The 23358-nt window shown below is 57.6% G+C and carries 19 protein-coding genes; 8 read left to right on the top strand and 11 right to left on the bottom strand.

Annotated elements, in window-relative coordinates; genetic code table 11:
- Positions 1-76: 76 nt before the first annotated feature.
- The 6 genes from ADH66_RS02550 to ADH66_RS02525 form a co-directional block, all read right to left on the bottom strand.
- Positions 77-628, bottom strand: a complete 552-nt coding sequence (locus ADH66_RS02550) for a DEAD/DEAH box helicase family protein (RefSeq protein WP_066536054.1) — start codon at positions 626-628, stop codon at positions 77-79.
- 76 nt (positions 629-704) lie between these two features.
- Positions 705-2396 (bottom strand): FtsW/RodA/SpoVE family cell cycle protein, encoded by a 1692-nt coding sequence (locus ADH66_RS02545; RefSeq protein WP_066536056.1) that lies wholly within the window; start codon positions 2394-2396, stop codon positions 705-707.
- 20 nt (positions 2397-2416) lie between these two features.
- Entirely contained in the window at positions 2417-3082 is a 666-nt protein-coding gene (locus ADH66_RS02540; RefSeq protein ID WP_066536059.1) for an acyltransferase, read from the bottom strand.
- 15 nt (positions 3083-3097) lie between these two features.
- Complete coding sequence (locus ADH66_RS02535) at positions 3098-3892, bottom strand: hypothetical protein (RefSeq protein WP_066536062.1); 795 nt, start codon at positions 3890-3892, stop codon at positions 3098-3100.
- Positions 3893-3958: 66 nt separating this feature from the next.
- Positions 3959-6712 (bottom strand): preprotein translocase subunit SecA, encoded by a 2754-nt coding sequence (secA, locus tag ADH66_RS02530; protein WP_066536065.1) that lies wholly within the window; start codon positions 6710-6712, stop codon positions 3959-3961.
- 88 nt (positions 6713-6800) lie between these two features.
- Complete coding sequence (locus ADH66_RS02525) at positions 6801-9890, bottom strand: glycosyltransferase family 39 protein (RefSeq protein ID WP_066536071.1); 3090 nt, start codon at positions 9888-9890, stop codon at positions 6801-6803.
- Between the two features lie 210 nt (positions 9891-10100).
- Here ADH66_RS02525 and ADH66_RS02520 point away from each other — a divergent pair, with 210 nt between their 5' ends.
- Genes ADH66_RS02520 through ADH66_RS02505 form a run of 4 tightly spaced genes read left to right on the top strand, consistent with a single transcriptional unit; the run spans position 10101 to position 15378 of the window.
- Positions 10101-13127, top strand: a complete 3027-nt coding sequence (locus ADH66_RS02520; RefSeq protein ID WP_066536072.1) for a glycoside hydrolase family 2 TIM barrel-domain containing protein — start codon at positions 10101-10103, stop codon at positions 13125-13127.
- Positions 13124-13555: an RNHCP domain-containing protein gene (locus tag ADH66_RS02515; protein ID WP_066536075.1), complete on the top strand. Its 432-nt coding sequence runs from the start codon at positions 13124-13126 to the stop codon at positions 13553-13555. Before ADH66_RS02520 ends, ADH66_RS02515 begins: the two co-directional genes overlap by 4 nt.
- On the top strand, positions 13548-14414 hold the full coding sequence (locus ADH66_RS02510; RefSeq protein WP_066536081.1) for a PQQ-binding-like beta-propeller repeat protein: 867 nt from the start codon (positions 13548-13550) through the stop codon (positions 14412-14414). Before ADH66_RS02515 ends, ADH66_RS02510 begins: the two co-directional genes overlap by 8 nt.
- 55 nt (positions 14415-14469) lie before the next feature.
- Positions 14470-15378, top strand: a complete 909-nt coding sequence (locus tag ADH66_RS02505; RefSeq protein ID WP_066536083.1) for a sugar phosphate isomerase/epimerase family protein — start codon at positions 14470-14472, stop codon at positions 15376-15378.
- Positions 15379-15526: 148 nt separating this feature from the next.
- Here ADH66_RS02505 and ADH66_RS02500 read toward each other — a convergent pair whose 3' ends face one another.
- From ADH66_RS02500 to ADH66_RS02490, 3 genes are read right to left on the bottom strand one after another with little or no spacing between them, the layout of a single operon-like run.
- The gene (locus ADH66_RS02500) at positions 15527-16072 is read right to left on the bottom strand and encodes a GNAT family N-acetyltransferase (protein ID WP_201448063.1); all 546 of its coding nucleotides are present in this window, start codon (positions 16070-16072) and stop codon (positions 15527-15529) included.
- A gap of 35 nt (positions 16073-16107) precedes the next feature.
- Positions 16108-16944, bottom strand: coding sequence for a metallophosphoesterase (locus ADH66_RS02495; RefSeq protein WP_066536087.1), 837 nt, complete (start codon positions 16942-16944; stop codon positions 16108-16110).
- The gene (locus ADH66_RS02490) at positions 16941-19103 is read right to left on the bottom strand and encodes a Tex family protein (RefSeq protein WP_066541693.1); all 2163 of its coding nucleotides are present in this window, start codon (positions 19101-19103) and stop codon (positions 16941-16943) included. The genes ADH66_RS02495 and ADH66_RS02490 overlap by 4 nt, the downstream gene beginning before the upstream one ends.
- A gap of 181 nt (positions 19104-19284) precedes the next feature.
- Between ADH66_RS02490 and ADH66_RS02485 the strand changes: the two genes are divergently transcribed.
- Entirely contained in the window at positions 19285-19830 is a 546-nt protein-coding gene (locus ADH66_RS02485; RefSeq protein ID WP_066536097.1) for a helix-turn-helix domain-containing protein, read from the top strand.
- 266 nt (positions 19831-20096) lie between these two features.
- On the opposite strand, the gene ADH66_RS19820 is transcribed toward ADH66_RS02485, so the two are convergent.
- Together ADH66_RS19820 and ADH66_RS02480 are read right to left on the bottom strand one after the other, a co-directional pair.
- Complete coding sequence (locus ADH66_RS19820; RefSeq protein WP_157130606.1) at positions 20097-20255, bottom strand: hypothetical protein; 159 nt, start codon at positions 20253-20255, stop codon at positions 20097-20099.
- A gap of 71 nt (positions 20256-20326) precedes the next feature.
- Complete coding sequence (locus ADH66_RS02480) at positions 20327-21058, bottom strand: histidine phosphatase family protein (protein WP_066536101.1); 732 nt, start codon at positions 21056-21058, stop codon at positions 20327-20329.
- 321 nt (positions 21059-21379) lie between these two features.
- Between ADH66_RS02480 and ADH66_RS02475 the strand changes: the two genes are divergently transcribed.
- The 3 genes from ADH66_RS02475 (at position 21380) to ADH66_RS02465 (ending at position 23348) form a co-directional block, all read left to right on the top strand.
- Positions 21380-22141 (top strand): class I SAM-dependent methyltransferase, encoded by a 762-nt coding sequence (locus tag ADH66_RS02475; protein WP_066536107.1) that lies wholly within the window; start codon positions 21380-21382, stop codon positions 22139-22141.
- Positions 22142-22278: 137 nt separating this feature from the next.
- Positions 22279-22605, top strand: a complete 327-nt coding sequence (locus ADH66_RS02470; protein WP_066536110.1) for a PadR family transcriptional regulator — start codon at positions 22279-22281, stop codon at positions 22603-22605.
- A gap of 38 nt (positions 22606-22643) precedes the next feature.
- Positions 22644-23348 carry a hypothetical protein gene (locus ADH66_RS02465; RefSeq protein ID WP_066536113.1) on the top strand — a complete coding sequence of 235 codons (705 nt, stop codon included), beginning with the start codon at positions 22644-22646 and terminating at the stop codon, positions 23346-23348.
- Positions 23349-23358: the final 10 nt, after the last annotated feature.

Below are 23358 nucleotides of genomic sequence, written 5' to 3'. Positions count from 1 at the left end.
GAGCCCCACGGTCTGGCCGTAAGGCTGTAAAAATGAAAAAAATTAGGGCTTTTCCTTGCGGAAAAGCCCTAAAAATTTATAAGCCGAAGCTTTCTTTTATCATCTTCGCTACCTCATCAGGCGGCAGGTCAGTGTTGTCTATCTTGACGTAGTTCTCAAAGGGTATCTCCCCGTCCAGGCTCTCAATGCGGTAGTTAGCGTCATCGCTGATAAGCCGCTGATTGGAGAAGTCCAGATCGCGTTTGGAGGCCTTGTGCTTCAGGCGGTTCTCAGTGGCATTACGCTCTAACCGTACCTCCTGGGACGCGACCAGCTCTACATAGTAAAACTCAGTGCTATATGGGGCAAAGATACTCTTGACGTGCTCCACGTAGTCCCAGTCGCTCTGCTGGTCGAAGGCCCACATATAAGTGAAAATCATGCCGTAATTGTCGGACTTGGCGAACTCCTCAAAGATGACCTCTCTGACGCGTTCTATGGCCGGCGGGTGGAAATGTCCGAATATCTCTATTACCGGCTCGATGGTCATGTGGTTGTGGAACAGGCGCAGGTCCGTTATTTTCATGAGCTCCTGGCCCACGGTCATTTTGCCGACAGCGCCGTTGCCGATCAGGAATAGAAGTTTCATAAGGGACTCCTTTCTTCGCTTCGCTCGAAACAAGACCGCAGGGGCTCTGCCCCCGCACCCCTGCAACTTTTTCGTTTTAGTGCTTGCCCGCGCGGCGCACGGCGTAGGTGCGCTCGTCCGAGGCTTTCAGGAAGGCCATCAGGCCCCAGGTGGAGGCCATGCTTGAACCACCCGCACTTATAAACGGCAGGGTCACGCCGGTCAATGGTAAGATGTCAGTTACTCCGAACACATTAAGGCAGGTCTGGAACAGCAGCAGCCCCGCCACGGCGCAGGCCGCGATGGAGAAGAAGGTGGAGCGGCTGCGGGTAACGTCGCTGCGGGCGTAGAGGGTGAAGCCCGCTATGCTCATGATCACTATAAGCCCCAGAAGCAGCCCCTGTTCCTCGCAGAGGAGCCCGAACACCAGGTCGCTGTCTGCGGCGAAGATGCCGCCCAGGTACCCATGCCCCAGGCCCATGCCGAAGAGCCCGCCGCTGGCGGTGTAGGTAAGCACCCGGGTCTGCTGGAGGCCGGAGTCGTAGGGGTCCTCCCAGACGTGGCCCCAGGAGCTGAAACGGTCGGCAACGTAGGGCATAAAGGTGAGGATAAGGAACACCCCAAGGGCCGCCGCGGCTAAAATAAGCACGATAGTGCGCACGCTGCCCGAGCGCATGAAGGCTATCACCAGGAAGGTGGCGAAGAATATCAGCGCCGTGCCCAGGTCACGCATGAGGAATAAAAAGCCTATGCAGGCCCCGGTGAACACCAGGAACTCCGTTATATTCTTCTTGGTCTGAAGCCTGTCCAGTGTGGAGGTGCCCACAAACACAAAGGCTATCTTTATGAACTCAGAGGGCTGTAGGCTGATGGGTCCGATGTATATCCAGTTGCGAGAGCCGAAGCTGGTGGTGCCCAGAATAAGGTTCAGAACGAACAGGCAGAGGGCCCCAATGCCGATGGGCAGTCTGAACTTTGCCACCCGGTCCATGTCGTTCATGAACCATATGAGGAAACAGAACATTATTATACCCATAAGCATGGCTATAAGCTGTGTCCGGGCCGTACCCAGATCAGCAGCCGCCAGCAGGTTTATGCCTATGCCCGAGAGCAGATAGGCCACCGTCTCTATCTCAAAGCTTATGCGGTGCTGTGCCCCCATGGAGTAAGCATAGAGCCCCCAGCCCAGGACCAGCACCCCAGCCTCTGGCAGCAGAAGCATGGGGTCAAAGCCCTCGCTTGTGGCCGAGGCCTGCAGCGCCATTAAAAGGTGCGCAATAGTCGCCATGAGCATGAGAAAGAAAGGGCTCGCCCCCTGACCCCTCAGGAACGCCTGGAACCTGCGCTTCTTCTCCGGCAGCTGAGAAGTGTTATATAGGGTCAGAGTCACGCCGCCGAAGGTCATGCTGTCGCCGATGCGCACAAGCCTTGGGCCGCTTATCCTGCGCCCGTTTACCAGCACGCCCCCTTTCGAGCCGGTGTCGCAGACAAACCAGCCCTCCTCCCGGCGCATAAACACCGCGTGGTCCCTTGAGACCTCGGCCACCGGCAGGCAGATGTCACAGCTGCGGCTGCGGCCCACAGAGTTCTCCCAGTACAGCACGGGAAACCGGGCCCCCGAGCTCTCGTCCAGCAGCATTACCACCGGGTCCCGGCGGCGCTGGCCGGCCTTGAAGGAGGTATAGCACCGAAAGGACACATAGCCCGCCAAAAGGGGGACTATTATTCGGATTATCAGCAGCGCCGTGGGCGCCACCCCTGACTCTAAAAAAGCTCCTATCTGCTCCAAAGCAAACCTCCGCTATCTCCCTATCTTATCCCTGTTATATCTCCAGCGCGCTTATAAATGCTGTTCTCCGGCACGGCCCCCCGCACCATGGATAGGGGGTACACCCTGCTCCCCCGGCCGATGACGGTCCCCGGGTTCAGCACCGAGTTACAGCCTATCTCCACATGGTCGCCCAGTATTGCCCCGAACTTTTTAAGGCCGGTCTCTATCCTCTCTCCGCCGGGCAGGCCGACAGTTACCAGGGACTTATCCTGCTTCACGTTCGAGGTAAGGGCCCCCGCGCCCATATGGGACTTGAAGCCCAGTATGGAGTCCCCCACATAGTTATAGTGTGGCACCTGCACGCTGTCAAAGATTATCACATTTTTAAGCTCCGTGGAGTTTCCCACCACGCAGCCCGCGCCAACTAAGGCGTTCCCCCGGATAAACGCCCCGGGGCGCACCTCGGTTTCCGGTCCTATGATACAGGGCCCGGCGATGAAGTTCCCCGGAAAACGCTTCACGGTTTTATGGAGCCACACCTGCTCCTCTATCTCCTCATAATCGTCCCCGGAGAGCGCCGCTCCCAGCTCCAAAATGAACTCCCCTATCCCCGGCAGCGCCTGCCAGGGGTATTCGGTCCCCGCCAGCAGGGGCGCGGCGGCGGTATGGGTCAGGTCCAGAAGTCTGTGGGTTCCAAGCTCCATATGCTCCACCTCTTTCTATGATAATATAGGGCTGTTTACTGTAAAGGCCAGCACCGCCCGGTCGATCTCGTCGATCTGGTTCAAATCCAGCTGAAGCTCGCCCTTGTCCGTCAGCCTGATATCCAGGACTATCACCGTATCCTCGCCGCCGAACTCCAGCGCCGCGGCCTTCTGCTCGCACAGGTCCAGCACCCTGTCCAGATACAGCTCTGCGGCGGTTTTCATCTGGGGCGCGGGCGTTGGAACCGGCGTGGGAGCGGGCTCCTCGCCCTCCTCCCCATTCCATTCGTCTCCGTCTTCGCCGCCGTCCTCCTGGTCCTCTCCCTCCTGGAGGTTCACCATGCTGGTCCTGTTGACCTCCTCCTGGGCCTGACTCCTGATAGAGGTAAACTCCCCGGTAAGCCCCGCAAAAGTGGTTATGGGCGAGACGGTGACCTCTACGGTATAGCCGGTCTCCACCTTTACCTCGTCCTTCACCTGGTATCTTGCCCCCATCAGCGCCGTGGCCATAACGCCCTCCAGCCGCTCCATCTGCTCCTCGTCAGGGTTCAGGCTGTAGGCGTTGCAGAAGTTTATTGCGGCGTTCTCCACGGTGGTGATATTGTTGGCCTTGGCGCTGTCCTCAAGGGCCTGGGATATGGCCATAAAGGCGCGGTGGTCGTCGTGGTAGCTGCTGTCCAGAAGGGCCTGGATATAGCCGGAAACGTCATAGTCGTTGAACTCCTCAGAGGGCAGAAAATCGCACCCCGAAAGTCCCATGCACATCAGCGCCGCCAGCAGAAGCGCCGCCAATCTTTTCAAAGCTGTCATAACAGAAATTTCCCCTTTCCTCCTCCCGGTTTACAAGAGATGGGTTTATTCATCCAGAGATGAATTTTATTCATCTCTTCCGCAGCACTTCTTATACTTCTTCCCGCTGCCGCAGGGGCACGGGTCGTTGCGCCCGGGCTTCTGGGCCTTCTTCACGGGTTGGCGCTTTGCGGCCCGGGCTCCCGCCGCGGCCCCCGTGCCGGTCTCCTTGGCCACCTGCTCACGTTTGGGGGCCTCCTTGGTGCGCAGCCGCACGGTGAGTATGGCTTTGGCGGTCTGCTCGCGTATGGCGGCTATCATGGCGTCGAACATATCGAAGCCCTCTAAACGGTACTCCACCACCGGGTCCTGCTGGGCGTAGGCACGAAGGCGTATGCCCTCCTGCAGCTGCTCCATGGCGTCGATGTGGTCCATCCACTCCTGGTCCACGGTGCGCAGCAGCACCACCCGCTCCAGTTCCCGCATGACCTGCGGGGTGAACTCCTGCTCCCGGCTCTCATAGAGCTTCCGGGCCTTCTCCAGGAGGAAATTTTTGGCATACTCCGGCTCCAGGTCCTCCAGCTCCCGAAGGCTGTAATCCATGTCCTCCTCGCCTATGAGCCAGCCCATATAGTGCTCCCGAAGGCCGGTAAGGTCCCAGTCGTCGTGGGGCACGTTCTCGGGCAGGTGGGTGCTGACCTTCTCGCCGATGGCCTCTTCTATCATCTTCATGATAGCCTCTTTCATGTCCCTGCCGTCCAGCACCTGGTCCCGCTGGCCGTAGATTATCTGGCGCTGGTTGTTCATGACCTCGTCATACTGCAATACATTCTTGCGTATGCCGAAGTTCCTGCTCTCCACCTTGCTCTGGGCGTTCTCGATGGCGTTGGAGACCATTCCCGCCTCGATAGGTATATCGTCGTCTATCCTCAGCTTTTCCATCATGTTATAGAGCCGCTCGCCGCCGAACAGGCGCATCAGGTCGTCCTCCAGAGAGATATAGAAGCGGCTCTTGCCCGGGTCGCCCTGACGGCCTGAACGTCCTCTCAGCTGATTATCAATACGCCTTGACTCATGCCTCTCGGTGCCGATGATATACAGTCCTCCCAGCTCCTTGACCTCTCTGGCCTCTGGGGCTATCTGCTCCTCGAACTCCTTATTGAGCCGCGCGAACTCCTCCCGGGCGTCCAGTATCTCCTGGTCCTCGGTATGGCTGAAGGCCGTGGCTTCAACTAAGAGCTCGTCGCTGTAGCCTTTCTTTCTCATTTCAGCCTTGGCCATGAACTCGGCGTTGCCTCCCAGAAGTATATCCGTGCCGCGGCCAGCCATGTTGGTGGCGATGGTGACGGCCCCCTTGCGGCCGGCCTGGGCCACTATCTGGGCCTCCTTCTCATGGAACTTGGCGTTGAGCACCTGGTGCTTCACGCCCCGCTGCTTTAAGAGCTTGCTCAGTTCCTCAGACTTCTCGATGGTGATGGTACCCACCAGCACCGGCTGGCCCTTCTGATGGTGCTCCACAATGTCGTCTATCACCGCCTTATACTTGGCGTTAACAGTCTTATACACCACGTCCGGGCAGTCCTCCCGAATCATAGGCCTGTTTGTGGGTATCTCCACCACGTCCAGCTTGTATATCTCCGAAAACTCCTCCTGCTCGGTCATGGCTGTGCCCGTCATACCGGAGAGCTTCTCGTACATTCTAAAGTAGTTCTGGAAGGTGATGGTAGCTAAAGTCCTGCTCTCCCTTGCGACCTGCACGCCCTCCTTGGCCTCTATGGCCTGGTGCAGGCCCTCGTTATACCTTCTGCCGTACATCAGGCGCCCGGTGAACTCGTCGACGATTATCACCTCGCCGTCCTTCACCACGTAGTCCTGGTCCCGGTGCATTATGCCCCAGGCCCGTATGGCTTGGTTTATGCGGTGTTGTAGGAGAATATTTTCCGGGTCCGTCAGGTTGTCGATATGAAAGGCCTCCTCGGCCTTCTTAACGCCCCGACGGGTCAAAGAACAGGTTTTCAGCTTCTCGTTTACGATATAGTCATAGTCTGCGTAGAGTTCGTCGTTGTCCTCCTTCTGGTCGGTCTCCTTGACCTTTATGGGCTTCAGTCTGCTGGCGAAGCTGTTGGCAAGAGCATAATACTCATCGGCCTTCTCCCCCTGGCCTGAGATGATAAGGGGGGTGCGGGCCTCGTCGATGAGTATGGAGTCCACCTCGTCCACAATGGCGTAGTGGTGGCCCCGCTGTACCTTTCGGTCCTTATATATCACCATATTGTCCCTAAGGTAGTCAAAGCCAAACTCGTTGTTGGTGCCGTAGGTGATGTCACAGTTATAGGCCGCCTGCTTCTCCTCCGAGTTCATACCCACAAGGCAGAGACCCACAGTGAGCCCCATAAAGTTGAAGACACGGGCCATCATCTCTCCCTGGTACTTTGCCAGATACTCGTTGACGGTGACGATATGCACGCCCTTGCCCGACAGGCCGTTAAGGTAGGCGGGCAGGGCCAGGGTGAAGGTCTTGCCCTCGCCGGTCTTCATCTCGGCTATGCGCCCCTGGTGGAGTATCACGCCGCCCTGTACCTGCACAGGGAAAAGACGCTTGCCCAGCACCCGGTCCATGGCCTCCCGGCAGGCGGCGAAGGCCTCGGGGAGGAGGTCGTCAAGGCTGCTGCCCTCCTCCAGCCGCTTTCTGAGCCTTGGGGTCTCTCCCTTGAGCTCATCATCCGAAAGCCCCTTATATTTCTCCTCCAGCCTCAGGACCTCGTCTACCAGGGGCTGGATACGCTTCAGCTCCTTTTTGCTATAGTTTCCGAAAAGCTTTGTAAGGAAATTATTAGCCATATCAGTTTTCCTTTCTTTTGTCTCGATAAGGCCTATTATACCATGCCTTTACCATGGATTGCAAGAAAAGCCACAGTTTATTTACATTTTAGCCGAAGTACCAGCTTTCAAACAGCTCCAGGCTGTCCGCGTAGCCCCGTGTGGTGGGCGCGCCGGAGATTATGGGGAAGTAGATGATAAACAGCGCTACGCACCCCACGGCCATGGCCCCCATCAAAAGCTGGGCCCACCGTACCTCTATCCTGCCGCCTATGGTGACCCGCCCTGATAATGGCCCGCTCTCTGAGAGGCGTTTAAAGAGGGCCAGCAGGGCCAGCACCAAAAAGGGCACAGCTGTGAAGTAATGATAGATGAAGGTGAGTCTTGGCACCAGCACCCAGGGCAGGTACACCGACAAAAAGCCCGTCAGGGCCACGGCGCAGTATAGACTTCGCTTTCTCAGCCACTCCCAGAGGGCGTATGCCAGGGCGGGCAGACAGCCCCACCACAGGAGGGGACTGCCCATAGAGGAAATGGTGCTGTACTGTCCCAGCTCATTGCAGGGGTCGGAGCTGAAGAACCAGATGGGCCGCACGTCCAAAGGCCAGTCGTACCAAGGGGAGGCGAAGCTGTGCTCGGCCACCAGGCCCGAGTGGTAGTTGAACATGGTGGTCTGATAGTTCCAGAAGGCCCAGAGCATATCGCCCCGGTTGTGGGGCAGGGTGGTCATTGGCAGGAAGGCGCAGAAGTATATGCCCAAGGGCACCGCTAGGAACAGCAGGCAGCACCAGCCGCAGAGTACCCCGCAGCGCCGGAGCGCCGGGGTGAGCCCACCGGCCTTTTTTTCATACAGGCAGGTGTGAAGGAGCTTTCCGAAGTACAGCACCGCAAGACCCACGGCCCCATAGGCCGCCGTCCACTTGGAGGCTATGCCAAGGCCCATAAATACCCCGCCCAGGGCAAGAGGCAGGAGCAGCTCGCGGAGCTTTGCCCTTACGATATCCTTATGCATGAAGCGCACCATGGCGTCGTACATCAGCAGCAGGAAGAACACTGAATAGGTGTCGATGGTGGCAATACGCGTCTGGGTGAAGTGCATGAAGTCAAAGGCGAACATCAGCGTTCCAAGGGCGCACAGCCATGTCTTTCCGAACAGGTCCTTACAGAGAACATACAGCGCCGGGAGCATTAGCACCCCGAACAGGGTCCCCATGAACCGCCAGCCAAAGGGGTTCATGCCGAACACGCGTATTCCCAAAGAGATGATATGCTTTCCCAAGGGCGGGTGGGTGTTTTCATAGGGCTCAAGGCCCAGGATATGCTCATAGGCCGTCCGGGCATGGTATATCTCGTCGAAGTAGCTGGAATTCTCATAGGTTTTATATAGGGGCACAGTGCCCTGCTCATCTGTGAGTAGCTCCGCCCCCGGACCCGTGGCGGTAATGGCAGGTATGCTGCCGGAGCCCGCCGGGACTATGGCCATCTCGCTGACAGTAACATTTCCGTCCAGGGCCGTTACCCGCACATATTTACCGGGGACCTCCAGGTACTCTCTGCACCAGGCGAACACATAGGCATTCTCCAGCTCCCCGCAGTCCTCCCAGGTAACTCCATCCTCGCTGGACTCTACCCGCATAGCTGACCCCACCCGGGCCCTATAGTGCCGGCCGTCGGGCTCCAGCCCCGGAAGGTAGTAGAGGATATGGCAGGTGCGGTCCGTCTCCAGCACCACGCTCTGGCCCTCCTCCGGGGTCCAGTTGGTAAGGGGCAGCGACCTGTCCCCAAGCTGCCAGAAGGCCACGACGCCGTAGATCAGCGTGATGCCCAGCATCAGCGCCCAGTCAGGCCCTGAGAGCCGCCTGTCCTCTGGGGGGGCGATGGGCTCCCTGCTCTGGCGGAGGAAGGGCTCCCCCTCCTTCGGCTCCTTTATCCCGCCCATTATATATACGCTGTAGTCCACCCATATCAGATAGAGTAGGGCCGCTATCTGCAGCAGGGCTATTATCCTGCCCGGCTGGCTGTTGGGGTCGTAGTTGTTGCCCTTCTCCCGGAATATCCACAGGGTGTAGCTGACGTTCAGGTAGTTAGCCCCGGCCATGAAGGCGAAGGCCCGGATAAGCCGCCTGTCCCTTGTGAACAGATAGCAGAGCAGGAGGAAAATGAACGCCGGAAAGAGATACCGCTCGTGCATCTTCACACCGAAGATGTACACTATGCCCATCAGAAGCGGCGCGGCGGCGAATACCGCGTCTTTTCTCTTGGAAAACAGCATAAGCCCCCCGCAGGCCGCCGTGGCTATCACCGGCGCGGTCCAGGTCAGCAGGGCGCCACTTATGCCGCCCGGCAGCCCCCACCAGTTGCGGCCGATAAGGGTCCAGAAGTTATAGGCGTTCACCGAGTAGTAGTTGTAGTAGTCCATGGTAGACTGGTACTTCTGCACCAGCCACCAGTAGTCAAAGCTTTTGGTGAAGGGTGCGGCCACCAGCAGCACCGCCCCTATGGCGCATACTATGCCCACGCCAAGGCCCGCCCATTTTCTGCGTTTCACGGCGAAGAAGATATACATGGGCGCGAAAGCCAGCATCTGTGGCTTGCAGATCACCGCAAGGCCGTACAGCAGCCCCGAGGGGATCCATTTTTCCCCATAGAGCAGCAGCGCCGAGCAGACGAGTATCATGGTGCAGAAGGAATCCGCCTGCCCCCACTGTACCGAGTTTACGAATACCGCCGGACAGAACAGATAAGCCGCCGAGACCAGCAGGGCGGCCCGGTCCCCCAGCTTTCTCCGGCCCAGCCACAAAAGGGCCCCGCCGCAGAGCAGGTCCGCGCCTATTGAGGGCAGCTTCATCACAAGGGTGTACATCTGACCCTCCCAGGCCAGGTGCGTCCACTGGCGTATCTTCTCAAGGAGCATAAGCACGTAGAGGTACCCCGGGGGATAGTCCAGGAACATATCCTGCTGGTATATCTCGGAAAGGCCCACCCTGCCGAGAGTCATGCCCCAGGACTTGAAGGTATCCATGTCCACGCTGAAGCCGTCGGAGTTGTAGCCCAGCGCCAGCCGAAGGGCCAGCGCCCCCAGCAGCAGAAGCCCCGCCCATACCGGAAAGCCCGGGCGCCCTTGTTCCTTCTGCCTTCTGCCGCAGAGCAGGAGACAGAGGGCGCAGAAGACGGCGCACATATATATTATACCGCTCATCGTATGTTCTCCTTTGATATCTGTTATAGTTGAATACGTTTAGAAAATTTTTGATTTTTTACATATTTCTTATTGACTATTTCCTCGGTTTAGTGTAGACTTCACATATAGGGGAGCTGGAAAAAGCTCCCAAAGCACACAACTTATAGTATAGTGCTTTTTTGGCCGAAAGTCAAACCCTACTACCATTCAAAGAGAAAGGAAAATCCTATGAAGATCACCACCCGCTATCATGAGGACCCCTATGCCCTGCACATCGGCACGGAGCCCCCAAGAGCCTACTACCTGCCCCAGACCCCGGACCGCCGCCCAAGCGTCATAAACCTTAATGGAGAGTGGGCCTTCCACTATTTTGACTCCTTCTTAGACGCCGTCGATATGGACGGCAACGTGAAGGAGCCTGAGCTCTGCCCCCTCCAGGTGCCCTCCTGCTGGCAGTGCATGGGCTGGGGCCGGCATATGTACACCAACGTCCGTTTCCCCATCCCCTGCGACCCGCCCTATGTGCCCGAGGAGAACCCCTGCGGCCTGTATGAGCGCCGCTTTGATTTGAAAAAGGGTGAAAGCGCCCGGTATTTCCTCAACTTCGAGGGTGTTGACTCCTGCTTCTACCTGTGGGTGAACGGCGACTTCCAGGGCTACAGCCAGGTGTCACACAGCACCTCCGAATTCGAGATAACCGATAAGCTCACAGACGGGGAGAACGTCATAAGCGCCCTTGTGCTCCAGTGGTGCGACGGCACATACCTTGAGGACCAGGACAAGCTCAGGATGAGCGGCATCTTCCGGGACGTGTACATTTTAGAGCGACCCGCCGCTTTCCTTAAAGACTTCTTCGTCAAGGAGAGCTTTAACGACGACTTCTCCCATGCGGACATTACCGTTGAGCTCACAGTGGACGGCGCGGCCCAGGTCACCGGCACCCTCTTTGCCCCCGACGGCACAGAGCTTGCAAGCTCCGGCCCCGCCGCCGATAAGCTCTGCTTCTCCGTCGACAATCCCGTCCTCTGGAACGCCGAGAACCCGGCGCAGTACACCCTTGTGCTCTCCACCGGCGATGAAGTTATCGAGCAGAAGGTGGGCCTTAGGAGGATCGAGATAAAGGACGACGTTGTGTACCTCAACGGCGTGAACATCAAGTTCAGGGGCGTGAACCGCCACGACAGCGACCCGGTCACCGGCTATACCATCAGCCGGGAGCAGGCCCTTCGGGATATGCTCCTTATGAAGCAGCATAACGTCAACGCCATACGCACCAGCCACTACCCCAACGCCCCCTGGTTCAACCAGCTGGCAAGCGAGCTGGGCTTCTATGTTATCGGCGAGGCGGATCTGGAGAGCCACGGCTTTGCCACCCGCTATGAGGGCCGCTTCGGCAAGGACCACCTGGATACCTATCCCGACGCCATGGACGACCCCCAATTCAAGGAGGCCATCGTCGACCGCAGCCAGCGGAACGTCCACCGGGACAAGAACAACGCGGCAGTGGTCATCTGGTCCCTCGGAAACGAGAGCGGCTGGGGCGAGAACGGCGAGGCCGCCGGACGCTGGGTCAAGGAGTACGACCCGAGCCGCCTGCTGCACTACGAGGGCAATATGACCTATCATAAGGAGCGCAAGCCCGACTTCTCCATGATAGACCTCTACAGCCGTATGTACGCCCCCACCGCGGCCCAGGACCATCCCTGGTTCAAGAAGGCCTCCATCGATGAGTATTTTGACGGGGTTGAGATAGACGAGAATTGGAACGGCCGCAGGCCCCCCTATATCCTCTGCGAGTACATCCACGCCATGGGCAACGGCCCCGGGGACGCCGAGGACTATCAGCAGCTCATCATGAAGCACGACGGCTTCGTGGGCGGCTTTGTGTGGGAGTGGTGCGACCACGCGGTGTACGGCGGGCAGACCCCCGACAACCGGCCCATCTACCGCTATGGCGGCGACCACGAGGAGTTCCCCCACGACGGCAACTTCTGTATGGACGGCCTGGTCTATCCCGACCGCACGCCCCATACTGGGCTTATCGAATTCAAGAACGTGATACGGCCCATAAGGGTCAGGAAAACCGGGGAGAACACCTTTGTCCTGCACAACTACCGTGACTTTACAAACGCCAATGACTTCGCGGAGCTGAGCTTCGAGGTCATGAAGGACGGCAAGATAATCGCCTCCGGCAAGCTGGATATGCCCTCCATAGAGCCCCACGGCGAGGCCGAAATTACTGTGGACGGACTGCCAAAGGACGGCGACAGCACCGTGACCTTCATCTATACCGCCAAGGCCGGCGTACCCATCCTGGAGCTCGGCCACCCGCTGGGCTTTGACGAGATAGTGCTCTCCGAGGAGAAGCAGGCCCTGCCCGCCGTGGCGGAGGGCAAGGTGGAAATAAGCGAGACCAACCGGGTGATAGCCGTCAACGGTCCCGGCTTCAGGTATGAGCTCTGCCGCCAGACCGGCCTTTGGAACCAGCTCTCCTATGAGAACAAGTCCCTCTTTACCCGTCCCATGGACTGGAACCTCTTTAGGGCTCCCCTGGATAACGACCAGTACCTCTCCGGCAAATGGAGGGAGTCCGGGCTTGACCGCGTGACCCCCAGGGTCTACAGCATCAAGGCAGAAAACGCGGAGAACGGCGCGGCGGTGATAACCCTGGAGGTGGGCATAGCGGCCCTTATCGTGTCTCCCTTCGTAAAGGCCAAGGTTATTTGGACAGTGGACGCCTTTGGACATATTGCCTGTTCCATGGACTGCGAGCGCGACATGAAATTCGGTGGGTTCCTCCCCAGGTTCGGTATGCGTATGTTCCTGCCCAAGGCCTTCTCTGAGGCAAAATACTTCGGCTATGGCCCCTTCGAGAGCTACAGCGACAAGCACCGGGCCTCCCGCCTTGGCATATACAGCTCCGCTGTAAAGGACATGACCGAGCACTATCTGAAACCCCAGGAGAACGGCTCCCACTACGCCTGCCGCTGGGCCAGCGTCACCGACGGCTGCTTCAGGCTCTGCGCCGCGTCCCCGGACACCTTCTCGGTGAATATCTCCAACTACACCCAGGAGGAGCTTACCAATAAGAAGCACGACTATGAACTGACCCCGGCGGACGAGACTATAATGTGCCTGGATTATAAGATGAGCGGCGTGGGCTCCAACAGCTGCGGGCCGGTGCTGCTTGAGAAATACCAGCTTAAAGAGGAGAAGTTCTCCTTCACCTTCGGGCTGGCCCCCTCCCGCAAATGAACCGGGAGATAAAGCGCAGGAGAGCCCAGGGCGGCTACTATATGGACCACCCCAATACCGAGAGCTTCACCTGCAAGGCCTGCGGGCATTTGGTCACCCCAGAGGAGGCCGGCACCCAGCACCGAAACCACTGCCCCAACTGCCTCTCGAGCCTGCACGTGGACAACGAGCCCGGGGACCGGGCGGCGGACTGTGGGGGCGTAATGGAGCCCATAAGCGTATGGGTCAGGAATAACGGCGAGTGGGCCATCATCCACCGCTGTAAGCGCTGCGGCGCCCTCAGCTCCAACCGGGTGGCCGCCGACGATAACCCTCTAAAGCTCATGTCCATCGCCCTTCGACCCTTAGCGGAGCCCCCCTTTCCCATTGAGCGGATAAAGGAGCTCTCAGATTTGCTGGCCGGGGAACAGGACCCGGAGGATGAATAAGCCCGCGGAACGGATAGCGGACCTGGGCGGGGCCGTGGCGGATTTTGCCGTGGCCGGGCCGCGTATAGACTGTATCTTCGGCAGGGAGCTATTGAAGCTTGACAAGAATACCGGGGATATCCTGCTCAGACGGACCGTTTTTGAGAAGGACGGACTGTCAAGAAAGCTAATTGCCCGCGGCGGAGAGCTGTTCGTCTATGATTTCTGCACGCTGCATATTTTCCGGCGGGAGGATTTCGAGCCCCTCTGGAGCCGGCAGCTGGGAGAGGACCTGAGCTCCGATATCTGCGGCATGGCCGTGGACAAGAACGCCGTCTACTGCTCCATCCGAAACGGAAAGCTTATGGCCCTTGACAGGCAGTCATACTTGATGAGGGAAAACCTGGTCTCCGGCAGCAGCATGTGGAGCGTAAAGGTTTATGGCAATGGTCTCCTATGCGGGACGGTGAACGGAAAACTGCTGGACATTGATAAGAGCAGCTTAACCGTTAAAAGGGAGCTGGCACTGGGGAAGAAGAACATCGCCAGCCTGCTTGCCGGCGGCGGTATTCTCTACGCCGCCGGGCAGGACGGCAGGCTCTTTAAAATCGACCCGGATACCCTTGAGGTACTGGCGCAGGTCAAGAACGCCCACAAAAAGATGTTCCGTCTTGCGGGGGTGTATGGAGACGCGATTATTACGGTCTCACATCCCTGCTCGGAGATTGCCTTCTGGGACCGGGGCAGCATGGAGAGGACACAGCTTCTTAGCGTGCCGCTGAAGCTTTCAGGAAGGGCTGTTATAGACGTGGATCGCCTGTACATTTCCTCCCGGAACATACCGGGGATAGATATGCTCAGGCTGGACCTGACAAACTGAACAAGTTTATAAAAGCAATACCAAATATTATAAAAATGTCAAGGAGGAAAATTTTATGAAACTAGGCATTATCATGCCGCCAAAACCCGAGAGCTTCCAGCAGGCCAAGTCCTTAGGCCTTGACTTCGTGGAGTTCGACTGCAACCCCACAAGCTTCTTCGGCGTGCCGGTGTCCGAGCTGGAGGCCGGCAAGGAGGAGCTGAAGGCCGCCAGCGAGTCCACCGGCGTTGAGGTGGGCGCGGTAGGCCGCTGGGCCAGCCCGGTGCTGGGCCCCAACGGCGAGCCCGACCCCGACGAGTGGGCCCAGGTCAAGGCCGTTATCGACTTTGGCGCGTACCTGGGGGCCAAGCACTATCTGTGCAGCGTGAACTACGTGCAGGAGCTCAGCTACTATAAGAACATCACGGCGGCCATCAAAATTCTCAATGAGATAGTGGCCTACGCCAAAGAGCGTGGCATGGAGACCGCCATCGTCAACTGCATGATGGGCGGCAACTACATCCGCACCCCCGAGCAGTGGAAGCTGGTTCTAAGCGAGGTGCCGGGGCTGGGCATCAAGTACGACCCCTCCCACAGCTTTGTCCACGGCGGCCAGAACGGCGCGTACCTGGAGGAGGGCCTGGAGTGGGGCGCCCACTTCAAATACTGCCACGTGAAGGGCGTTATACAGAGGGGCGACTCTCAGGAGCCCGAGCACTGGGCCCTCCGCGACTTCGCCATGGCTCACCCGGAGCTTAAAGACGAGCTGCTGGCTAAAGCCTTCGGCCCGGACAACTCCTATGACAACCCCCCTGCGGGCATCGATGTGATAAACTGGCGGGCCTTCTTCGCCCTTCTCTACAAGTACGGTTATGACGGCTATCTTGCCATCGAGCCCCACTCCGCCACCTGGCGCGGCGACAAGGGCGAGAAGGGCGTTAAGTACACCATCAAGTATATCCGCGATTTGATGATTTTGGATTAAAGCACATAAGAGCGCCCCTTGTGAAGGGTAAAGCATCATAAATAAGTTAAGGACAAGGCAGACCGCAAGGATTTGCCTTGTCCTTTTTATGGTGTTGGGCCCATCATAAAGCTTTCAGGGCCTTGTTTTGGGGGCAGGAGGCCCGAATTTACACTGTTCTTTCCAATGAATATACTTGAACAGTAAACGATTCATTCCCCGGCATTTTTCCTTCTTCGATCCCTTTAAGCCTGAACCCAAGGCTTTCATACAGCTTTAGTACCGGCACATTGCCTTTAAGCGCTTCAATATACCTGATTCCGGGATGCATTTTCATGGCATATTGGGAAAGGCTGCGTCCGACTCCACGGCGCATCTTTTCGGGAGCAACGTACAGCCACGCAAGCTCGTCCTCCGTGCAGGCCGCAAAGCCGATTACCGTGCCCTTCTCTTCCGCTACGTAAAGGCCAGGATAATCAAACAGGCCCTCCCGTTCTGCGGCGATCCTTAACGGCAAAAAGGCCTCCTTCAGACCGGCAAGTTCCAGCTCCAGCCTTCTTGCTCTGTCATGAATGCTGCTGACAGAGTCCCAATCCATATCCTGGTAATTTCTGATACTTATCACAGTTTCCACCTCAAATCCATAGTTCCCTATCAGTTTATAACGATACCCGCTGTGGACCAGCCCGCTCCCGGCGGATATTTCCCTCCACATTATATGTGCCCTGCCGCCCGGAGCCGGGGTTTCTTTCATTCCTCCACAAGCTCAACTATTACTATCTCCGGCCTGTTGTTAAAGCGCAGGGGTATAATACTGTTCCCAAGCCCCCGGCTGACCACCATATTTGTCCGGCCGTCCGTATAGAGCCCGGAGTCATACTTTGGGAAAAAGCCCTGATTAGGAGCTATAAGCCCGCCGATAAAGGGCAGCCGGAACTGTCCGCCGTGGGCGTGGCCGGTGAGGACCAGGTCTATGCCGCTGTCTTTATAGGTCTCAAAATGCTCCGGCCTATGGGAGAGCAGGAGGTTATAGCCTCCAGGGTCCGTAAGCTCTGAGAGCTTTGCCCTTGTCATGGCCGGGACCTCCCCGAAGATATCCCCCAAAAGGGCGAAGTCCGGGTCCGAAAGGCCGATAAGGTTCGCCCCCATGTACTTCACGGCCCGGTCCTCCAGCACCACGGCTCCCGCCGCCTCAAGGCCGGCCCGGAGCTCTCCATAATCCGAAAGCCGCGCCTCGTGGTTGCCGGGCACATAATACACCGGGGCAATTTCCACCGCCTCCCCCACAAAGCTCAGGGCTGTGTTCATGTCCGTATGTCTTGAGTCCACAAGGTCCCCGGTGACGGCGATAAGGTCAGGCTCCTGCTCTGCCAGCAGCCCGAGAAGCTCCCGGTTCCCCGCCCCGAACTCCGCATTGTGCAGGTCGGAGACGTGGGCTATCCGCAGGCCGGAGACCTCCCTGGGGGCTTTCACCGTGATATTCGTGACCATCATCGCGGTGTTCCCCCAGAGGGTCCACACTATAAGCGCCAGCAGGGCGGCTCCCGCAAAGGCCAGCAGCTTCTTCCTAAAACCCGGCTTCTTCACTGGGCCTGCTTCTTCATGCTCAGGGAGATGCGCTTCTTCCTCTCGTCCACCTCCAGCACCGTCACCTCTACAATGTCGCCAACCTTCACCACAAGGCTAGGGTCCCTGACGAACCTATCTGAAAGCTGGGAGATGTGTACAAGTCCGTCCTGGTGCACGCCGATATCCACAAAGGCCCCAAAGTCCACCACGTTGCGCACCGTGCCGGTGAGCTTCATGCCGGGCTTCAGGTCCGCTATATCCATCACGTCTGTCCTGAGAATTGGCGGGGGCAGCTGGTCACGGGGGTCCCGGCCGGGCTTCTGGAGCTCTGCCGCGATGTCCCTAAGAGTGGGCACGCCCACGCCGCAGGCCTCGGCGGCTTTATCAGTACCCAGCTCTTTCAGACGCTTATCCAGCTCAAACAGGCTGCCCACGTCCTTTAAAGTGTACCCGCATATCTCAAGGAGCTTCTCCGCGGCTTTGTAGGACTCCGGGTGCACGGCGGTGCGGTCCAGCACCTGCCTGCTCTCGGGCACCCTTAAAAAGCCCGCGCACTGCTCGAAGGCCTTTGGGCCCAGCTTGGGGACTTTTAAGAGCTCCCGCCGGGTCTTGAAGCTGCCGTTCTCCTCCCGGTACACCGTAACGTTTTTGGCCACCGTGGGGGTTATCCCCGCCACCCTTCTGAGCAGCGAGGGCGACGCCGTGTTCAGATCCACCCCCACTGCGTTCACGCAGTCCTCCACCACGCCGTCCAAAGTCTCCGAAAGCCGGGCCTGGGGCATATCATGCTGGTACTGCCCCACACCGATGGCCTTGGGGTCTATCTTCACAAGCTCGGCAAGAGGGTCCTGCAGCCGCCTTGCGATGGACACCGCCGAACGCAGGCTTACGTCGAAGTCCGGGAACTCCTCGGCCCCCAGCTTCGACGCTGAATACACCGAGGCCCCCGCCTCGCTGACCACCATGTACGACAGATTACTCGGGTACTCCTTTATGAACTCGCTTATAAATATTTCCGACTCCCGGCTGGCCGTACCGTTGCCGATGGCTATGCACTCTACCTTGTGCTTATCACAGAGCTTTTTCAGCACCGCTTTGGATTTCTCCGTCTGGTTATGGGGCTTTGTGGGGTATATGACGGCGGTCTCCAGCACCTTGCCGGTGCCGTCCACCACCGCCAGCTTGCAGCCGGTCCTATAGGCCGGGTCAAAGCCCAGGGTCACCTTGGATTTCACCGGCGGCTGCATGAGAAGGGGCCGCAGATTTAATGCGAAGGTGTGTATGGCCTGCTCCGCCGCCCGCTCGGTCAGCTCCTTTCTGATCTCCCGCTCAAGGGACGGGAAGATGAGCCTGTCCCAGGCATCCTCCGCCACCTCCCGCAGCAGCTCCATAAAGGGGTGCCGGGAGTAGACCTTTTGCAGCATCACCTGCACCGGCCCGAACTCCCCGGACAGCACCGACACCTTCAGCACCCCCTCCCGCTCGCCCCGGTCCATAGCAAGTATCTGGTGGCTCTGGAGCTTCTTCAGAGATTCCTGGAAGTCGTAGTACAGCCTATAGACCGTGTCCTCCTCCGTATTCGCCGAGGATTTCAGCGCGCCGCCCTGCTGTATGCGCTCCCGAAGCTTCTTGCGTATCTCCGCGTCGTCCGACAGGTCCTCGGCGATAATGTCCTTGGCCCCCTGCAGGGCCTCCTCAATAGTATTTACGTCCTTTTCCGGGTCTATATACCCCCCCGCAAGGCTTTCCGCACTCTCTTTGGTGATTTTCCCGTCATCATCAAGGCCGGTGAAAAGGAGCTTCGCAAGGGGCTCCAGCCCCTTCTCTCTGGCTATGCCGGCCCTGGTGCGGCGCTTGGGGCGGTAGGGCCGGTAGAGGTCCTCCACCTCGGCCATGGTGGCGGCGTTCATAACGGCGCTCTCCAGCTCCGGGGTAAGCTTCTCAAGGGCCGTAACCGCAGCTATCACCTCGTTCTTGCGCTGCTCAAGGCCGCGAAGGTACTGTAATCTGTCCGCCAAGGTGCGTATGGTCTGGTCGTCCATGGTGCCGTGCTGCTCCTTACGGTATCGGGCGATGAAGGGAACGGTATTGCCTTCGTCCAGCAGGCTTACAACGGCCCCGGCGTGCTCCGGGCGGACGTTCAGCTCCTTTGAGAGGGTCTCTATAATCTTGTCCATATAAGGCTCCTTTACATGAAATTTTACCAAGATATTATAGCACAACCCTCCCGGCCCCTCAACCCCTAATTGAGCCCTCGCCCGGAAAATAACCTGAGGGGTTATTGCGCGAAATGCGCCCCCGGGGCTATAATATACCTGTAAAGCGCGCTTAAAAAACGCACCAAAGGAGGACACAAAAATGCCAGTTGACCCCATAAAAGTAGGGCGGCACATCCACGCCCTGCGCAGGGCCCGGGACCTGACTCAGAACCAGCTGGGGGAGCTGCTCCACATCTCCTTCCAGGCCGTCAGCAAGTGGGAGCGGGGGGAGACCCTCCCGGATGTGAACCTGCTGCCAGACCTGGCAGAGGTGCTGTCCACGACAGTTGACAATATTCTTAACGGAGGTGAAAGACCTATGAAAACACCCGAACAGTACACACGCACGGCCACTATAGCCCAGATGCGCGAGGGCATCGACTGCTTTGAGCGCATAGGGGAGCTTTTGGGGAAGGGGAGCTTCTTCTATAAGGGAGCCATCGGTGGCGTGAACCTTAAGATGAACACTGACCTGGAGGAGGGCCTGGCGGATGACTACCTGCGCGAGTGCTTTATAGCAGAGGCGGCCATCCAGGCAATGATGGATGGGGCGTATTTCAGTCCGGAGGACATCGAGCATGGGTTTGTGCATGAGCACTGGAGGGATGTGCTGAAGGAGTATGCTAAGAAGTATGGGATAGAGTAGAGCGCGGAATCGGTCCGCGGAAGCTTTGACTTGACAAACGGGCCGCTATGGTCTATAATAGAGACAGAAAAAAGTGGAGCCCGCCGACAGACGGCTGGCCCGGGTTTAGGTATTGCTATGAGAACAGCAACCGTTCCGTGCCCTGGAACGGTTGCTTACTTTTTTGTGATTTATACTATCACATATTCCTATTACGGTCAGTAAGAGCTGTAACAGCATCATGACCAGGTGCAGTATCTGATAGTCACTCATTAAGCTCTCCTCCTTTACACCAGATTCCTGCCCTTGATAGAGCGGGTTTCTATGTAATCAGAGGTTTCAGGCCCTCTGTAGAGGCAGGAGTTTTCCGGTACTTTTCCGAAGGAAAAGGCGGCTATTTCATAGCCGAGGAAAATCTCCGGGACCTGGCGCAAGCCAGCGTCCACCGCTTGGCGAACTCCTTACAGACATAACACCAAGATATTTCCGGCAAAAGCAAGAGATTTCTTCGGCCCTGTCAATCTACTCGCTCCCCGGGGTTCCCCCACTTCTCAACAAACCGCGCCGCAAAGGCTGGCGGCTCGCCGTTTGCATATAGGTGCGACGTGTCCCCGAAGGCCGTCATCCTAAAGTAGGCCGTGCCCTCCCGGCGCTCCTCTGTCACCACCGTGGTCACCGACGTAGGGGCTGCCGCCATACCGTGCCAGATGAGCATGGGCGGGAGGTTTATCAGCCGACTCAATAGCACCGACTCCACCCCGAAGTGGCAGAACAGCACTATGGCGTCGTTGTTTCCCTGCTCCACCTTATAGAGGTTTCCCTCCCGCCTGTAGCCGTGGCGGAGGAGGAGCTCGTCCAGGCCGCTTATGACCCAGTCGTACTCCCTCCTGACGTTCCCCTCCTCCATGGCGGGGTGGGTAAGCCAGTCAGCCTGCCGGTGGAACTCTGGCACCTCTGCCCAGTCGCCGGGCAGCCAGTCCCAACAGTTCATCAGCCGGTCGGGCACGTCGGGCCTATGTATAGCCGTCTGGAATTCCCGGAGCCAAGGAAGGACCTCATAGCTCCTATGAAGTCTTTCCATTGTCTCCTTGGCCGTATCCTGCGCCCGGCCCAGAGGCGAGCAGTAGTAGAAGTCGGCGGGTGTTTTTGTAAGCCTATCCGCAAGGTAGTGGGCCTCCCGCCAGCCCTTTTCGGTCAGGGAGTCTATGCTGTAGTCCGGGTCGCCGTGGCGCACGATAAGAAGTTTCATTTTATCAGGACCTTTCCGTTTGTTTTTGAATATTGTATACGATTGCCACGGATTTTGCAAGGGGGGTGCCCTATAAGTGACAAACTGATATAATATTGGGGAAGATGAGACCGGCCTGACGGTACTGGCCCCAAGGCTCTGCGGGGTGAAGCAGTTCGCTATAGAAACCGGCAGGTACATCGTGTTCCTCTTTACCGCCGACAGGTACGAGGGGGAACTTCTCTCCTCGGAGGAGGGGGAGCGGAATGTTGTGATGAAATAGGGCTTATATGAATTTCCCGCGCTGAGTAAGATAATAAAAAAGTGAAAAGGAGTATAAAAATGGCTGACCTTTACGATTTCCCCGAGATATACGACGAGCGCTTCACCGACGGCGCTAACCAAGCATATAAGCAGCACTATGAAAAAATGCTCGTCAGCAAAAGCCTCCGTTCTATCCTTGATTGCAGCTTCGGCACCGGCAACCTGACCTTTCCCCTTCTGGAGCTGGGCTATGAGGTATCAGGTTCAGACATCAGCGCGCCAATGTTGGAAAAGGCGGCAAAGAAGGCCCGGGAGAAGGGATTTGACGTTCCCCTTGCCCAGTGCGATTTCCGGGAGCTTTCCGGCCATTTTGACCGTAAATTTGACTGCGTTATGAGCACAGGCAGCGCCCTTGGTCACGTGACGAATGCCGATGTTCTCAAAACCATACATGAAATGGACAAATGTATCGTCCCCGGCGGCTGGCTCTATTTTGACAGCAGAAACTGGGACGCGGCCCCAAAAAGCGCCAATCGGTTTATCATACCCCAGCCCTTCTATAAGGAGGACGGAACCCGCATTGGCTGCGTCCAGGTGTGGGACTATAACGCCGACGGGACCATAACCATAAACATCGTTCACAGCTACGAAAAAGGACGCAGAATATTCGATACCAACAACTTTCAGGAGCACCTGCACCCCTTTTCCCTGGAAACCGTCAAGACTGAGCTCCATAATATGGGCTACTCCCAGCCCGAGATAAGGCCCTGCCCATGGTTTGAGGACAAGCCCTTTGATGAGATTGGCTGGTACTGCCTGATGGCCAGAAAGCCCGGCTGATTTATTGAATATCAGGACAGCTCCATTTATGGAGCTGTCTGTTTTTTTGTAATAAATCCGTAAGTATATTTTGCGCAAATATACCTTGACAGTCGAAGTATATGGATATATAATAATACCATGAAAGGAGGGGTAATATGTCCATTGCGTCGGATATGATACGCGGACACACCGACACCATCATTTTGGCCCATCTGCTGAGCGGCGACAGCTACGGCTACAAGATAAACCGCTCTATAGCCGAGAAGACCGGCGGACAGTATGAGCTTAAGGAGGCCACGCTCTATACGGCCTTTCGCAGGCTTGAACAGATGGGGCTCATCACCTCTTACTGGGGGGACGAGAACACCGGGGCCCGGCGGCGGTACTACTCCATCACCCAGGCGGGAGTGCAGGAGTACCACCGTATGCTGGGAGAATGGGAGCAGTCCCAGCGGCTTATCGAGACACTTATAACCCCATGACCTTACTCTAATAAAAAAGGTAAAAAGGAGACACCTACATGGAATACAGAATACGAGAATACATGGACCAGCTTTTTGAAAGCGCGCCCCACACCCAGCGGGCCTATGAGTTGAAGATAGAGCTCACCCAAAACCTCATCGAGAAATATTACGCTTTTATAGGAGAGGGCAAGACCCCCGACGACGCATATAACCTGACCATCGGGAGCATTGGCGACGTGCGGGAGCTTTTTTCCCAGCTGGAGGACGACGAGAACGGTGACCCGGTCCCCCCGCCGGTGTACTACCCCCAGCCCCGGCCCGACCACCGCAGGGCCCTGGTGCGCACGGCGGCGGTCATGCTGTTTATACTGAGCCCCGTGCCGCCAATAGTTTTCGAGGAGCTTTTTGGCGGCAGCTTCTTCGGCGGGGCCCTGGGGCCCATCGGTATGTTCATGATGATAGCCGTGGGAGTCGGGCTTTTAGTCTACGATAAGTGGTCCCACCCGGAGCAGCCCCAGCCCGTGCCCGGGTCAGTGGTAAAGGACTTTCAGCAGTGGCAGCAGCAGAAGCAGAGAAAAAAGCACTATATCGCTGCCTTTAACGGAGCCTTCTGGCCCTTGGTGCTGGCCTTCTACTTCATCATAAGCTTTGGCACAGGCAAGTGGTACATCACTTGGGTGATATTCCTTATCGCCCCGGCTATAGACGTGATCGTGAACACCTTGCTGGGCTCCATGATGAAGCAAAATGGCGGCAAGTAAGGGAGGGCGT

It is taken from the genome of Acutalibacter muris, from assembly GCF_002201475.1.
GTDB lineage: Bacteria > Bacillota > Clostridia > Oscillospirales > Acutalibacteraceae > Acutalibacter > Acutalibacter muris.
This window is presented reverse-complemented; position numbering and strand designations above follow the sequence as displayed.